The sequence below is a fragment of the Paenibacillus nanchangensis genome, assembly GCF_046543445.1.
In the GTDB taxonomy this organism is placed as follows: Bacteria; Bacillota; Bacilli; order Paenibacillales; family Paenibacillaceae; genus Paenibacillus_AQ; species Paenibacillus_AQ nanchangensis.
Map to the genome: position 1 here is coordinate 27,611 of NZ_JBHOFD010000022.1, position 13,880 is coordinate 41,490.

Here is a 13,880-nt window from a genome sequence, read left to right on the forward strand (position 1 = left end):
TTAGAGTTACCCGATTTCTCCACCATGCACCACGCCAAACATCCCGGTCATTCCTTCATGCTGCTGCAAACCAAAACGTTCATAAAAAGCTTCCGCCCCTTTGGAGGCAAACAATCCGACAAACGCCTTATCGGGGGCGTGCTCCCGCAAATAACCGGCAATCGCTTCCATTACCAGTTGTCCGGCACCCTGCCCCTGATGCTCCGGCAGAACGGCGATGTCCTGAATGTAGAAGTAGAGATGGCCGTCGCCGACGACCCTCCCCATACCCACCGTCTCGCCCGAAGCGGAAGTGACAACGGCAGCAAACAAGGAATGTTCAAGTGAAGCTTCCGCCGCTTCAAAATTCATATACGGTTCCCAGCCAACCGACCGGCATAATGTTTGGTATTCCGCAATCGATGGCAGCCGAAGTTGGACGCTGTATCGTCTGTTTTGTGGATTCATGCTGGTCCTCCTGCCCTGTTATTGACAATGCGTTCTTCAACAACCCAACATCTGTCTCCGCCGCCGCGCAACCCTACCGCAGCACCTGATAGACTTCATCCTGCAGTTGTTCGGTCACTGCCGCATCCGATGGCTGGCGCTGCAGCTTGTTCACCAGAGCAGATAAGGACTCTCCGTGTGCGGCCAGTTTCTCCTGCTTCTCTTCGTTCAGCAGGATGCGGTGGAGGCTATCGAGCGTAAGATCGAGGGCGTCGTTTCTTTTCTCAAATGAAGTAAGCGCAGATAGTCCGGAGACGGCTGCCGCCGGTGCCGCACAAGAGGTAAAGCCGCCACCTTCGCCGCTGCTTTGAAAGCAGGAATCGAGCTGCCCCAGCTGATATTGAAAGGATTGATCCGCCACCCGCTGAAGGAAATCTCCCTGCTCTTCGGCTATATTTTTCTCCCTGATCGTATAGACCAGAGAACCTCCCATAATAAGAATAATAACAACAAGCACCCCAATTACGGTCTTGGGTCTATTCACGGTCATGTCCCTCCTGTTTATATGTGTGTCCTGATGGGACTGGGCCCTGTGACGTTACAGCTATTGATTGCCGGTAACGACTTTGTATAGCCTGCCTATCTGTATCGCCTGTGCTAAAAAACTTACTAGATTTCAGTATAAAGGAAGCCCCAAGAAATTGGAAATTACGAGATTTCCGGCTCAGGGGTATCCGCAACAAAATTGCCGCGTTATGACGCTAAGCTATTCGGGGGCTTTCAGCGGAATGGTCACCTCACAGGCATAATCGAGCGGCAGTGCTTCATCCGTCCCTCTCCGCGCCCAATAATCCTTCCAATACTCCCACCACTTAGAGACCGCCCGCTGGATATCATCCGCTCCAATCGCTCCGAACCGGTTCAGCAGTTGGAATTCCTTCGCCACAATGACCAGGCCCACCTCCCCGGCCGAAAAAGAAAGAGAAACATCCCCCTCTTCTTCCCGCAGAGCGGCGGAACGGTCGCCCACGATAAACTCCTGTCGATACCCGGCATCCAGCAGCTGCAGCACATGCTCCCTGCTGTTTAACCGGAGTTCGCCGTAATCAAGCGTAAACGGCTCCAGCTGGTCCTTGTGCAGCAGCTCCGCCCAGTTCTCCGGCAGAGCGGAAGACGGATCGCGCAGCAGGCAGATTGCCCGCGGTCCGTCAAACCGTATCGCCAGCCGTCCGGCAGGAGGCAGGCCTTCCTCGGGCGGAAACCAGAGCTGTGCTCCTCCAAATTCAACCTGATACGCGTCAGGCAGGCGCTCCGCCCACCAAGACCAATAGCCGATGTCGGATACGGCATCTTCCAGAACACTCCATTGTTTATCCATAAAAACCTCCTACGCTTATCTCATGCGAAACTAATAATTAAGGCGAATCGGCCAACCCTTCGGCTCCGCGTTGTCTGATCCTCTCCAGCAGTCTGCGCACTTCAGCCCGGCTGCGAAGAATAATTACCGTTTTATCAGATGGTAGCCGCCCAATCTTCTCCAAAATCGCCGGCCGCCGGTCTTGTCTGAACCTCCAACCGTATTTAACAAACGCCCAGTCGATCGACTCCGGGCAGCCTTCATTCAGATCGGGCCGGGTTTTGCCATGGTAACGAATTCTCCGTTTAATCACCCGGTAGGTAGTTACCCAGGGGGATAAGTCGAAATATACAATAACATCCGCAGCCTGCATCCGGAGCTCCAGTGTGCTTCCGTAATGGCCGTCTATAATCCAGCTGTCCTCCGAAACCAGTTGTTTCGTGAACTCCAGCCACTCTTCCTTTGGTGTTTCCACCCATCCCGGCTTCCAATAAAACGCATCCAGATGGTGCACCGGCAGATGGAGCAGCCCTCCAGCTGTCCCGGCAAACGTCGATTTGCCCGACCCCGGCGAGCCGATCACTACGATTTTCATTTACGCTCACCTGTCCCAGAGCCTTGTGAGATCAACCGGTTTTCCGCCGCTTAACGTCATCCGGTAGATGTCAGGCTTCGTAGTTTTCATAAGAAAATCCCAATCATAACGGCTGTCATAGTATTGAAAAATAAGCGTCATAATCAATCCATGCGTGCCAATCGCCAGGTTCTGCCCTTGGTATTCAACGAAAAGCAGCTCCAGAGCCGCAACCGCCCGTTTCTGGGCGGCCGAAGCCGATTCACCGCCTGGCAGGGAATATTCGCGGTCCGACAGCATCCGCCGTACAGCCGACAGAAGCTCCGTGTCATTCAGCGTCCGGTCTTCCCCGGCAAATACGGTTTCTCGCAGCCCTTCATGGCAAAAAATTTCCTTGCCCGCGCGCCTGGCCAACGGCTCCATCGTCTGTACCGCACGGCGGTAAGGGCTGGACAGCAATACATCCACCGGCAGCCCGGACAGCAGTTCGGCCACTCGCTCCGCGTCGGTATGCCCTTTTGCGGTCAGTTCGCGTGTCCGTTCATTTCCCTCCAGCTTGGAAGATTCCCCGTGTCTTACAAAATACACTTCCGTGATCATTGCAGCATCCTCTCTCTCCCTTATGTACCCTTTTTCGTCCGCTGCGGCCGGGTCCGCGAAAAAAACAGCCTGTTAACTCCGAGATTCGTGCAGCCACCTGGATTTCTTTGCGGTTTCTCCCTCCCCGTTTCCGCATCTCATCTTAACGCTCCCCAAGCTCCGTCAGCCGCTTCACATCGTGATAGAGAAGCCGGAATCCGCCCGGCAGCGGCAGGTCCCGGTGAAAATGCCCGAATCCCCACGCTTTGTATGCGGTACTCCGTTTGACCGATTCCAGGTATTCCGTCAGTTCGTCTTTCTCTATCCCTGTCGGTTCCTGGTCATTCAACCGCTCTAAGATGGAGGTTGGGCAGGTGTGCGTCAAGATGTAATCCACTTTCCCGTTATGCCGGGCCAGGTTTGCCAGCCCCTCCGCATATTCCTCCGCCGACGGCATCTCCCTTGGCCACCAGCTGACATGCTCTTTCCGGTAAGCTTTGTCATGAGAAGCCGCGCCGCCGAACGTAAACAGCTTAAGATCCTGTATCGTAAATACCTGGCCCCTCATCAGATGGAGGATATCGTCCGCAATCCGGTGAACTTTGCCGCCGTTCCAGTACTCTACCGGATACGCATCCAGCAGGTCAAAATTTTCATGGTTCCCGTCGATGAACAACGTCGTAAAGTTTTTGCGGGACAACCATTTGCGCCAGTACGTTTCGTCCTTGCCGTTTCCCCAGACCAGCCCGAAATCACCTGCGACAATGACCAGGTCATCTTTGGTCAAGCTCCGGTTGTGCGGAAAGCGCCTGGAATTCAGCTTGCCAATGTCCAATTCTCCATGCAAATCGCCGGTTACATAGATCATCTCATTCCCTCCCTTTATCACGGGACTGAATAGGCCATCCCCTATTTCCCTTCGTGACGGGACAAAATAGCCAATCCCTGCTCTCCTCCACTACGGGACTAACAGCCATCCCCTACCTCCTTATTCCGGAACAAGCGGCATCGGAGGGTTCACCGTAAGACATCGGTGGCAAGATATCGGCCGCAAGGCACCAGCGGCTAGACATCCGCACTAACCAGCTTGTAATTCTCGTCAAAATAGGCATGAATCCGGTGCCCGCCGAACAGCTCCCCGTCTTCGTATTCGCAGTAGAGCCGGCCTGATCTCAGTTCGATATCCAGCAGCCGGATGGCTTCGGCAAACCGGGCTTCCGATACAGCGTACACTCCCGCGTCAACCGCATCCCAGTCAAGGTTTTCGTCATCTTCATCATATTCCGGCCAGAAGTCGTTTTTGTATTCCGTAAGTTCGGCGGCAATCGCCGCTCTGGCCATCGCATCAAACCGGGACAGCTCTTCATACAGCCGGTCCGCCCGCTCCAGCAGCACGGCAGCATCCGCACCGTCTTCACTCAGCTTCAGCGACCAATAGACCGTGCCCCTTTCCCCTGGAGTCTCCGCCGTATAATCGTTGGTCAGCTTATCATAAGTAAACGTGCCGATCACACGGCTCCTGAGCGTCTGTTCCATCCGTTCTCCGCCTTTCTTCCAAATGGATTGTGGTCATCTTTGGAAAAAAAATCAGTGCTCTCATTTTAGCATACCCTTCCGTTTTTGGGCCGGTTTCCTTCCATTTTTGAGGCGTCGGGAGCAGAACTCCGCCTCTATGCAAAAAGGCCGCACCCCCGGGAATCCAAAGGGTGCGGCCTAAAACTTGTACCGTTATGCTGATCTTCTCATGTCGGGGATATGCCCCTGCTCATGGCTGGGCTGGTGAGCTCAACTGCCCAGTCCCCGTTACAACCCCCGAAACGCCTGCAGCGCCTTATCTGCCAAATAAGGGAGATATTCATGGCCGTATTCGTGGTAGACCAGCAGTTCTTTTTCCGACCGGATTTTGTTGTACACCGCAAACTGCGTGGACGGCGGACACACGGTATCGGCCAGCCCCGTAACAAACAGGACTTTGCCCTCAATCCGGGGGGCCAGGTTCTGAATATCGATGTACCCGAGCCGGCCGAAAATCTCCTCTTCGCGCAGATGGTGCGGATCAAAAAACCGGAAATAATAATGCAGCTCTTCATAAGCCGAGTTTACGGCATCCAGCTCCATGGCCCGTTTGTAGTCCGCCAAAAAAGGGTACACCGGCACAGCGAGCTTAATTCGCGGCTCCAGCGCAGCGCAGGCAATGGTGAGCGCTCCGCCTTGGGACAGGCCAAACGCGCCGACCCGCGCCGGGTCCACCTCCTCCATGTTCATCAGAATCCGCGCCGTCTGCACGGTATCCAGGAAAACATGGCGGAAATACAGCGCATCCGGGTCCGGGTCGTCAACTCCCCGGATAATGTGGCCGCGGACGGTTGTGCCCTTGACGGTCAGGTTGTCTTCCGACAAACCGCCTTGTCCCCGGCAGTCCATCGCAAGCACGCTGATGCCGTGCGCCGCGTAGTTCACCTTTTCCATCCAGTCGCCGCTGTCGCAGGCGTAGCCGTGAAACATGACGACTCCCGCTCCTGTCCCGGACGCGCGTTTCGGTTTTACGTATTTGCAGTGAATCCGGGCGCCGCCCACTCCGGTAAAATACAGATGATAGCATTCCGCCAGCGGCGACTCAAATTCCGCCGGAACCAGCTCATAGTCCAGCGGCTGGTCGGCCAGCTGACGTAGCGCCCGTTCCCAGTAGCCGTCCAGATCCGCCGGCCGCGGGCTGCTTCCCTGATAGGTCATCAGCTCCGCAAGTTTCCTATCGTATCCCATGGCCTGATCCTCCCCGGTGAATTAGATTCTGCCGATCGAGGCGTCGTCCGCTACATCCTCATGGGTTTCGATTACGTAATCAACGATCTCCTGCACCGTCGTATAAGCAACACCTACATAGGTGTCGGCCGCTCCGTAATAAATCGCGATTCTTCCGGTTTCGGCATCATGCAGCGTCGCGCAAGGGAACACGACATTGGGCACAAATCCCCGCTCTTCATACCACTCTTCGGGTGTCAGCACAAAATTCCGGGACCGGTATTTGACCCTCGACGGTTCGTCTTTGTCGAGAATGACGGCGCCCATGCTGTAAACCAGGCCGTTGCACGTGCCGGTGACGCCGTGATAGAACATAAGCCAGCCTTCGGTCGTTTCGATCGGAGCGGGTCCGCCGCCGATTTTAACGCTTTGCCACCAGCCTTGGCCGCCTTTGGTCATTACATGGCGGTGTTTGCCCCAGTAGACAAAATCCGGGCTTTCGCTCAGGAACACGTCGCCAAACGGCGTGTGGCCGCTGTCGCTTGGACGGGACAGCATCACGAAATTCCCGTTGATTTTTCTGGGGAACAGAACGCCATTGCGGTTAAACGGCAGGAACGGATTTTCCATCGCAACAAAGGTTTTGAAGTCTTGGGTTGTAGCGACACCAATCGCGGCGCCGTAGAAATCGGTACACCAGATGATGTAGTAGGTGTCTTCCACCTTAACGAGCCGGGGATCGTATGCGTAACGCGGCTGATAAGGATTGCCCGCTTCGTCCACAAATTGAATCGGCTCATCTTCAATGTTCCAGTTCAGCGCGTCCTCGCTGCGGCCAAGACGGAGGTGCGGGCGGGTCGTGTCGGTTTCGGCGCGGAACACGCCGATAAAGCCGCCTTCGTAAGCAGCCACGGCGCTGTTGAAAATGCGGGCCACGTCTTTTGCCGGATTTCTTTTGATCACAGGGTTTTGGCTGTGTCTCCACAGCGGTTTCACATGGCCTTCCGGTTTTTCTTCCCAAGGCATGTTCGGGATGTTTTCTCCAATAATTTTAACTTCTGTCATAATCGTTAATCTCCCTTCAAAATGGTTTGATTTCGTTTTACCGGGTTGATCGGTTCTATGTTTTATTTCACTGAACCTTGAGCAAAACCGTTATAAATGTATTTTTGCAGGGCAGTAAACACGATCAGCGTTGGAATAATCGCAATCATGATGCCTGCGCAGATCACTTCCCACTGGGAGCCGTATGGACCCTTAAACTTGAACAGCGCGGTTGAAATGACCTGCAGGTCGCTTTTGGGCATATACAGGAACGGCACATAAAAATCGTTGTAAATATTGACGCCCTTCACGATGATGACCGTTGCAATCGCCGGCTTCAGCAGCGGTAAAATAATCCGCCAATAAATGGTCCAATACGACGCCCCGTCCAGCATCGCCGATTCATCCAGCGATTCGGAAATGGAGTCCAGAAACTGCATAAAAATATACACCGCAATGATGTCGGTACCCAGGTAAAGCACAATCGGCGCAAGCCGGGTGTTAAACAGATCCAGTGCATTGATGATCTGAAAAGTTGCTACTTGGGTTGTGACGCCCGGAATCAGCGTTGCCAGCAGGAAGGCGCCAATCAACAGCTTGCTGCCGCGGAACTTGAAGCGAGCCAGGATGTAGGCCATCATCGAACCGGTCAGCGTCGCCCCGGCAATCGAAACCGTCACGATAATCAGGGTGTTCGTGAACCCGAGCAGCATTTTTCCATCTACAAAAGCCTTCGTATAATTCGCAAAGTTCAGCCAGTTCTCCGGCGGGGTCAGCGGGCTGGTGTTCCCATACTCCGTCCCGGTCTTGAGGGAAGCGAAGAGCACCACGACAATCGGAATCAGCGCTGCCAGCGCGCCAAGGATCAAGGTCAGATATTTTAAGATGCTGGCGAGCGAATATTTTACAGTGTGCACCCTACTTTCCCTCCTTGATGAGCAAACGCTGCAGCAGCGTAACCAAAATTACGATAACGAGCAGAACGACGGCCATGGCTGAAGCCAAACCTAGTTTGCTGTATTTAAACGCCACATCCACCGTCTGAATGACAAAGGTGCCGCTGCCGTTGGAGCCGCCCGTCATGATATAAGGAACATCGAAGACGCCGATGGCGCCGCTGATGGCCAGGATCAGGTTCAGCTGCAAAATACGTTTGATGCTCGGCAGGATGATGTGGATAAATTGATGCCAGCGGTTAGCCCCATCGATATCGGCCGCCTCATAGACATCTTTCTGAATAGACGAGATTGCTCCAAGAAAAATAATGAAGTTAAAGCCCATGTATCTCCAGACCGATGCCCCGGCCAGCGACACGTTGATGATGTTTGGATTCAGCAGCCATTTCTGCTGCAGCGCCTCCAGACCCAGCAGGTTCAGCAGCGTATCGAGCGTGCCGTCCGGCCGGAAAAAAAACAGAAAAATAAAACCGATTGCGACACCGTTCAGCAGGGAAGGAAAAAACAGAATCCCTTTGAACAGATTTTTTGCCCGGACGTTAAAACTGAGGATCGTCGCAAAATAAAGAGCCAGCCCCATCTGGATGAATGTCGCGACAAAATAATACAGACTGACCTTAAATACGGAAAAATAATCCGGATTCGTGAAGATCGTTTTGTAATTATCAAGGCCGACAAAATTCATGTCCTTGCTGAGCCCGTTCCAGTCCGTAAAGCTGTATTTGATCATATTAACTACTGGCAGATAGGCAAACGTAAGCAGCAGCACCACCGGAATCAGGGAAAAACCAAAAATAATCAGAATCCGCTGAGCTTTGTAGCTTAAATTCGAAAAACTTGGCAACGTCTTCACCTCCATAAAAGCCCAAACTTTCTCTTCTGTGTTGTGATTTTATGCACGAAGGAAAAGAGAGGGGAAACGGCGCGTCTCCCTCCCGCTTGTCTTCTCCGCTTTATTTGCCCGAAGCGATTTTGGCCCGCGACTGAACCCAGGCATCGTTCAATTCCTTCATAATATCGTCGTAGGATTCATCACGGTTTCCAATTGCCGCTTCAATAATGCGCTTCTTGAAGTCCGGCTGCCACAGACCGATTTCCGCGTCTTTGTCGATTGCATCCACAAGACCTTCTTGTCCGGCCTCGGCGGGTGCCAGCGCTTCAAACTTGATGTCCGTGCCTTCATATGCTTTCAGAATCTCCGGCAGCTCCGCACCCTTGACCGGACTCATGCCGCCGCCTTCGGTGGTCGGATAACCGGATTCGTTGATGAACCAGTCCACCCACGCCCGCGACGCTGCTTTGTTTTGGCTGTGAATGCTTACGCCAATCAGATAATCGTCAGCCAGCGGAACCACCACTTTATCCGCATTGGTAGGGAACGGCATAAAACCTACATCGTCCGGGTTTGCCGCTACGCCCTTGATTTGTCCGATTGCCCAGGAGCCAAGCACCATGGCGCCGATTTTTCCGCTGCCCAAATCCACTTTGGAGGACTCCCAGTCGGTTGTGGTCGGATCTTCTTCGATCAGGCCTTTTTGCGCAGCGTCGTACAAAATTTTGTACAGCTCATAATGCGGCTGGCCCGGTACAAAATTGTCGTCCGTCGCCGGCTGCTTGTTGTTCACATAACTCACATCGCCAGCCACCGTAGGCAGATCGGCTTCCCACTGCGTCAGCGGCCAACCCGCCGCATAGTTCGTGTACAGCGGAATCGCATCCGTCTTGTCTTTGATCGCCTGCAGGGCGGCCATAAACTCGTCAATCGTTTTTGGCGGGGTAGCGAATCCTGCCTGCTCAAACACTTTTTTGTTATAAATCACACCGTTAAAATTAATGGTGACCGGAATGCCGTAGGATTGGCCGTTTACGGCGCGTTCCTCCAGACCGGTATATTTGCTGCTTAAATCCGCAACTGAACCCATGGGTTCGAAATAATCCGGAAGGTCTTTCATTGGCACACTGGTGGGAATCAGCAGCACATCACCGTAGTCCCGGGTGCTCATGCGGATTTTGATCTGATCCTCGTAATTGGCCAGCGCTTCAAAATTCACCTTAACATCAGGGTATTTCTCATTGAATTTGGCCGCGTATTCCTGAAATACCGTGTCCACGATATCCGTCCGCTGGGTGATGACCGTAATTTCGCCTTTAACCGCCTGGGCACCGCCGTCTCCAGCCGCCGCATTCGAAGCGTCTCCGCTATTGCCGGCATTTCCGCCGTTGTTGCCTGAAGAACATCCGGCGAACAGCCCCATTGTCAACGTCAGGGCCATCAACCCTGCCATCCATTTGCTGCGTTTCATGTAACTACGTCCCCTCTCCTGGTTGCAATCCGTTTCTCTAATCGATAACAAATAAATAACTTGTTATATACAAAAAAAACTTCTCTTCGTATGATAACCAGCTCTTTATTTGTCTCGAAATTATGTGAAAGCGCATGCACAAACGCTTACGAACCCATTATAGGCCGAAAGGCAGGCTTAAACGATGGTTTGAATTGCGTTTTCTGGTCCTTGATTTGTTATTTTTGTTTTTGTAATTTTATATTTGTTATTTCAAATTACTGGCATTCATCTTTGCTTCGTTTGTTATACAAGCCCGCCGCACTCCCTGTTTTTTTCAACTTTATCTAAAAGACCGCCATGGTTTGGCCTATGGCCGCGTTATATGCTTGGCTGAGACGGCTCGGTTTATAAAAAAAGAGCCAACCGGCTCTGCTTGCCGGTTGGCTCTCTATTTTGGACGGCCGAGTAAGGCCGCGTTATAACGATGCGCGGTGCGGAACGCAAATCCGCTGTTACGATTACGTGGCCAGCGCGCGGCTTCGCTGTTACTACCGGGCTCGGACACACAAGGTTGCCGCTATTTGCGGGCATGCATGACACCCCGCTGCCATGACGGCGTTGGACGCACAAGACTCCCGCCGCGGTAACGGCGCGGACGCGCAGATTCCCGTCACTTGGGGGCTTTGGGTTCTCCGCGGGCGCCCGACTTGTAATCTTTTGGCGTCACGCCGCACACTTTTTTGAACAGTTTATTAAAGTACACCGGATCATTGTACCCGACCTTTTCGGCAATTTCATAGTTTTTGAGATCCGGATGGTCTTTCAGCAGTTCTTTGGCCTTCGAGATGCGAATACCGATCAAATAATCGGTGATCGTTTTTCCTGTTTTGAACTTAAACAGACGGCTGAGATAACTTGCATTCATGCCTACCGTATCCGACAACCGCTCCAGCTCAAAATTTTGCCGGTATTCCTTCTCCAGGATGAGCTTGATCTGCTCCACGACATAATGCTCTCCGCCCTCCTGGGGCTGAACCGGTTCCTCTTCAAGCTCGGCCCGGTGCCTTTTTTGGGTTTCGACTTTCGTGTAGAGCTCGTGCAGCTGCGCCTTGTCGATCGGCTTCAATAGGTAATCCATAATCCCGAACCGGATGGCCCGGCGGGCATACTCAAATTCGCTAAATCCGCTGAGTACGGCGATGTTAAGGGTCCGCAGGCGGTTTCTGGCCTGTTCAATCAGTTGAAAACCGTCCATTTTCGGCATTTTGATATCCGTAATGAGCAAATCGATATCCCGGCCGGAGAGCAGCTCCAGGTGGCGCCAGGCTTCCGCTCCGTTTCCGTAGGAACCAATGACGTTTACATCCAGGTCCATTTTCGACGAGATTTTCTCCAAGCCTCTGCGGATAACCTCCTCATCGTCTGCAATCATGATATTAATCATTGGAGACCTCCCAGTGATAACCGCAAAGTTTTGGTTGCGCTATCAATTAATTATAAGCCTGCCCGGCAGCCGCGAAAATAGTCTTGTTTTACTTTCTGGTTCTATATTTACTTTCTGCTGCCAAGACGGAGTCAAGTCTAAAAAAGTTCGGTGTTCCCCTCTTGAAATGTGCGTGCAAAACGTTTATAACTGAATTGTATTGTTATCATAAACTAACATTTATATAATAACAATATAACAAAATTGAATATCGTTTTTATTATCCTTCCGATAAAGCGAGGTTAACGATGGATATACTCAACGAATTTGTAGGCGGCGTTACCTGGGGGTTCATGGGCCAGAGAGGAACATGGAATAACGAGGAAGCGCATTCCTCCATGAAACGGATGGCGGAGGACACCGGTGCGAATTGGACCGCAATCGCTTTCAGTGCGCTTCAGGCCACACCGCAGTCGACGGAAATCCCGTATTGGGAGGAACCGACCGTTACCGACGCAGAGGTCCGGTGGGCGATCGAAACCGCCAAGTCGCTTGGACTGAAGGTGTGCCTGAAGCCGATCGTAAACTGCGCGGACGGTACGTGGCGTGCGCACATCAACTTTTTTGACAAGGATGTCCCTTGTGAACCGAAGTGGAGCGAGTGGTTCGCGTCTTATACCGCTTTTATTCTGCACTACGCGAGAATTGCCGAAGAAACGGGCTGCGAGCTGTTCTGTATCGGCTGCGAGACCGTTCAGGCAGACCGGCGGGCCGCAGAATGGAGGACGCTGATCTCCGAAGTCCGCAAAGTGTACACCGGCCCGATCACGTACAACTGGGACAAGTACCAGGAAGACAATGTAACCTGGTGGGATGCTGTCGACATTATCTCCTCCAGCGGATATTACCCGGAGCTGGATTGGGAGGCACAGCTTGACCGGATTGAAGGCGTGGTGCGGACCCACGGCAAACCCTTTTTCTTTATGGAAGCCGGCTGCCCGAGCCGGACCGGCAGCGCGGCCATCCCGAATGACTGGACGCTGAAAGGCGGGCCGGACGAAGCGGAACAGGCGCGGTATTACGAGGCGATGTTCTCCGCCTGCCGCTCGAGGCCCTGGGTACGGGGCTTCATGCTGTGGGACTGGCCGGCGCAGCTGTACGATAAGGCAGAGGCCCGAAGCAATGACGACTACTGCATGTACGGCAAGGAAGCGGCCGGTATCATCAAAACCTTTTACACCTCCCAAACCACCAATGAAGAAAGGAAGTGACCTTGAATGACGCTGCACTCCTCCGAATTATGGTTATCCCGTCTTCAGAACGAAGTGAAAAACAACATTCTCGGTTTCTGGCTCCGGCATACGCCGGACGAAGTTCACGGCGGCTTTGTCGGTGAGATCGACAGTCAAATGAATGTGCGGCCCGAGGCGGATAAAAGCCTTGTGCTGAATGCGCGCATTTTATGGACCTTCTCCAGCGCCTACCGGCTGTTCGGCGATCCCGCGTATTTGCAGGCTGCGGAGCGGGCGCTTGATGTGCTGGAACGGGATTTCGCCGACCGCGAACACGGCGGGTTTTTCTGGATGGTTCATGCCGGCGGCAGCCCGTCCCAGACTAAAAAGCAGGTATACGGCCAGGCCTTCGTGATCTATGCGCTGGCTGAATATTACCGGGCGGTCCAGAAGCCGGAAGCCCTAGACCGGGCTACCCAACTATTCCGCCTGCTGGAGAAGTACGGATACGATCCGGTTCACTCGGGTTACATCGAGGCCTTGTCGCGTGAATGGCAGATGACGGATGATTTGTCGCTGAGCGGCAAAGATCTGAACGAAAAAAAATCGATGAACACGCATCTGCATGTTCTGGAAGCTTATACAGGGCTGTACCGGGTCTGGAAATCCGAAGAGCTTCGCGTGAAGCTCGCTGAATTGATCGGCACCATGCTGGATCATATCGTCGATACGGAAGGGCGGCATTTCCTGCTCTTTTTTGATGAAGAATGGAACGTAAAATCCGATCATGTGTCTTATGGCCATGATATCGAAGGCAGCTGGCTGCTGTTCGAAGCGGCGGAAGTGCTGGGTGACGAAGAAGTGCTGAAGCGTGTAACCGATATTGCTATCCGGATGGCTGAAGCCGCACTCGCCGAAGGCGTCGACACAGACGGCGGCATTTGGAATGAAGCCGGACCGGAAGGGCTGCTCAGCCGCGACAAGGACTGGTGGCCGCAGGCGGAAGCCATGGTCGGCTTCTACAACGCCTACCAATTGACCGGGGACGCCAAGTTCCGGGAGGCGGCTTACCGCTCCTGGCAGTTTATCGACGAGTATATCGTGGATCACAAGCTGGGCGAATGGCATTGGGGTGTAAGCGGGGATCTCCGTCCGCTGGATCACGAACCGAAGGTCAGCGCCTGGAAATGCCCGTATCATAACGGCAGAGCCTGCTTTGAAATGATTGAACGCATTCCATTATCCGTAAAGGAGCACTAATC

At 53.3% G+C, this 13,880-nt stretch carries 15 protein-coding genes; 2 read left to right on the top strand and 13 right to left on the bottom strand.

The annotated features are described in order from the left end of the window. Positions 1–6: 6 nt before the first annotated feature. The 13 genes from ACE6ED_RS17900 to ACE6ED_RS17960 form a co-directional block, all read right to left on the bottom strand. Positions 7–447 carry a GNAT family N-acetyltransferase gene (locus tag ACE6ED_RS17900; protein ID WP_410828580.1) on the bottom strand — a complete coding sequence of 147 codons (441 nt, stop codon included), beginning with the start codon at positions 445–447 and terminating at the stop codon, positions 7–9. Positions 448–520: 73 nt separating this feature from the next. Beyond that, on the bottom strand, positions 521–970 hold the full coding sequence (locus ACE6ED_RS17905; RefSeq protein ID WP_410828581.1) for a hypothetical protein: 450 nt from the start codon (positions 968–970) through the stop codon (positions 521–523). 222 nt (positions 971–1,192) lie between these two features. After that, positions 1,193–1,804, bottom strand: a complete 612-nt coding sequence (locus tag ACE6ED_RS17910) for a hypothetical protein (RefSeq protein WP_410828582.1) — start codon at positions 1,802–1,804, stop codon at positions 1,193–1,195. A gap of 37 nt (positions 1,805–1,841) precedes the next feature. Beyond that, positions 1,842–2,378, bottom strand: a complete 537-nt coding sequence (locus tag ACE6ED_RS17915; protein ID WP_410828583.1) for a DNA topology modulation protein — start codon at positions 2,376–2,378, stop codon at positions 1,842–1,844. Positions 2,379–2,384: 6 nt separating this feature from the next. Further along, positions 2,385–2,957, bottom strand: a complete 573-nt coding sequence (locus tag ACE6ED_RS17920) for a histidine phosphatase family protein (protein WP_410828584.1) — start codon at positions 2,955–2,957, stop codon at positions 2,385–2,387. Between the two features lie 142 nt (positions 2,958–3,099). After that, complete coding sequence (locus ACE6ED_RS17925) at positions 3,100–3,804, bottom strand: metallophosphoesterase family protein (protein WP_410828585.1); 705 nt, start codon at positions 3,802–3,804, stop codon at positions 3,100–3,102. Positions 3,805–4,001: 197 nt separating this feature from the next. After that, positions 4,002–4,472: a DUF2262 domain-containing protein gene (locus ACE6ED_RS17930; RefSeq protein WP_410828586.1), complete on the bottom strand. Its 471-nt coding sequence runs from the start codon at positions 4,470–4,472 to the stop codon at positions 4,002–4,004. A 267-nt stretch (positions 4,473–4,739) separates the two neighbouring features. Then, positions 4,740–5,699 (bottom strand): acetylxylan esterase, encoded by a 960-nt coding sequence (locus ACE6ED_RS17935; RefSeq protein WP_410828587.1) that lies wholly within the window; start codon positions 5,697–5,699, stop codon positions 4,740–4,742. 21 nt (positions 5,700–5,720) lie between these two features. Then, on the bottom strand, positions 5,721–6,743 hold the full coding sequence (locus ACE6ED_RS17940) for a glycoside hydrolase family 130 protein (RefSeq protein ID WP_410828588.1): 1,023 nt from the start codon (positions 6,741–6,743) through the stop codon (positions 5,721–5,723). Between the two features lie 62 nt (positions 6,744–6,805). After that, on the bottom strand, positions 6,806–7,639 hold the full coding sequence (locus ACE6ED_RS17945; RefSeq protein ID WP_410828589.1) for a carbohydrate ABC transporter permease: 834 nt from the start codon (positions 7,637–7,639) through the stop codon (positions 6,806–6,808). Between the two features lies 1 nt (position 7,640). After that, entirely contained in the window at positions 7,641–8,522 is an 882-nt protein-coding gene (locus ACE6ED_RS17950) for a carbohydrate ABC transporter permease (protein ID WP_410828590.1), read from the bottom strand. A 109-nt stretch (positions 8,523–8,631) separates the two neighbouring features. Next, positions 8,632–9,981, bottom strand: a complete 1,350-nt coding sequence (locus tag ACE6ED_RS17955; RefSeq protein ID WP_410828591.1) for an ABC transporter substrate-binding protein — start codon at positions 9,979–9,981, stop codon at positions 8,632–8,634. Between the two features lie 652 nt (positions 9,982–10,633). After that, complete coding sequence (locus ACE6ED_RS17960) at positions 10,634–11,407, bottom strand: response regulator transcription factor (RefSeq protein WP_410828592.1); 774 nt, start codon at positions 11,405–11,407, stop codon at positions 10,634–10,636. Between the two features lie 287 nt (positions 11,408–11,694). Here ACE6ED_RS17960 and ACE6ED_RS17965 point away from each other — a divergent pair, with 287 nt between their 5' ends. Next, a complete protein-coding gene (locus tag ACE6ED_RS17965) occupies positions 11,695–12,657 on the top strand; it encodes a glycoside hydrolase family 113 (protein WP_410828593.1) in 963 nt (320 codons plus the stop codon). 6 nt (positions 12,658–12,663) lie between these two features. Then, positions 12,664–13,878: an AGE family epimerase/isomerase gene (locus ACE6ED_RS17970; RefSeq protein ID WP_410828594.1), complete on the top strand. Its 1,215-nt coding sequence runs from the start codon at positions 12,664–12,666 to the stop codon at positions 13,876–13,878. Positions 13,879–13,880 lie beyond the last annotated feature (2 nt).

Excerpts from the sequence above, each read along its gene's own strand:
- ACE6ED_RS17960 (WP_410828592.1), bottom strand. The coding sequence starts at position 11,407 with ATGATTAATATCATGATTGCAGACGATGAGGAGGTTATCCGCAGAGGC.
- ACE6ED_RS17910 (WP_410828582.1), bottom strand. The coding sequence starts at position 1,804 with ATGGATAAACAATGGAGTGTTCTGGAAGATGCCGTATCCGACATCGGC.
- ACE6ED_RS17925 (WP_410828585.1), bottom strand. The coding sequence starts at position 3,804 with ATGATCTATGTAACCGGCGATTTGCATGGAGAATTGGACATTGGCAAG.
- ACE6ED_RS17900 (WP_410828580.1), bottom strand. The coding sequence starts at position 447 with ATGAATCCACAAAACAGACGATACAGCGTCCAACTTCGGCTGCCATCG.
- ACE6ED_RS17935 (WP_410828587.1), bottom strand. The coding sequence starts at position 5,699 with ATGGGATACGATAGGAAACTTGCGGAGCTGATGACCTATCAGGGAAGC.
- ACE6ED_RS17970 (WP_410828594.1), top strand. The coding sequence starts at position 12,664 with ATGACGCTGCACTCCTCCGAATTATGGTTATCCCGTCTTCAGAACGAA.
- ACE6ED_RS17965 (WP_410828593.1), top strand. The coding sequence starts at position 11,695 with ATGGATATACTCAACGAATTTGTAGGCGGCGTTACCTGGGGGTTCATG.
- ACE6ED_RS17955 (WP_410828591.1), bottom strand. The coding sequence starts at position 9,981 with ATGAAACGCAGCAAATGGATGGCAGGGTTGATGGCCCTGACGTTGACA.
- ACE6ED_RS17930 (WP_410828586.1), bottom strand. The coding sequence starts at position 4,472 with ATGGAACAGACGCTCAGGAGCCGTGTGATCGGCACGTTTACTTATGAT.
- ACE6ED_RS17915 (WP_410828583.1), bottom strand. The coding sequence starts at position 2,378 with ATGAAAATCGTAGTGATCGGCTCGCCGGGGTCGGGCAAATCGACGTTT.
- ACE6ED_RS17940 (WP_410828588.1), bottom strand. The coding sequence starts at position 6,743 with ATGACAGAAGTTAAAATTATTGGAGAAAACATCCCGAACATGCCTTGG.
- ACE6ED_RS17920 (WP_410828584.1), bottom strand. The coding sequence starts at position 2,957 with ATGATCACGGAAGTGTATTTTGTAAGACACGGGGAATCTTCCAAGCTG.